The 256-nt window shown below is 54.3% G+C and carries 1 protein-coding gene; it reads right to left on the reverse strand.

Annotated elements, in window-relative coordinates; all coding sequences use genetic code 11:
* Positions 1–256: TonB-dependent receptor domain-containing protein (locus tag SB756_RS32335; protein WP_410913537.1), on the reverse strand; the 256-nt coding region annotated here is incomplete at both ends.

A 256-nucleotide genomic window follows, 5' to 3' on the forward strand; every position in this document is an offset into this window, starting at 1 on the left:
GGCCATCGTTCCAGGCGGATTTCAGACCGGTCTCGTAACTTTTACCTGTCACCGGTGAGAGGTAACTGCCGTGAGTATCGCGATAAGTCTGCGGCAGGAAAATGGCGGTGTAGCTGCCATAGGCGGACCAGGTGTCATTAATGTCATACACAAGCCCTGCATAAGGCGTGGTGTTATTTTTGGTCATCTCTCCGCTGCTGCCATGGGTGCTCCATTGGGTATAGCGAGCGCCAATAATCAGCGACAGCGGATCGGC

This window comes from Pseudomonas sp. SIMBA_068, assembly GCF_046534705.1.
In the GTDB taxonomy this organism is placed as follows: domain Bacteria; phylum Pseudomonadota; class Gammaproteobacteria; order Pseudomonadales; family Pseudomonadaceae; genus Aquipseudomonas; species Aquipseudomonas putida.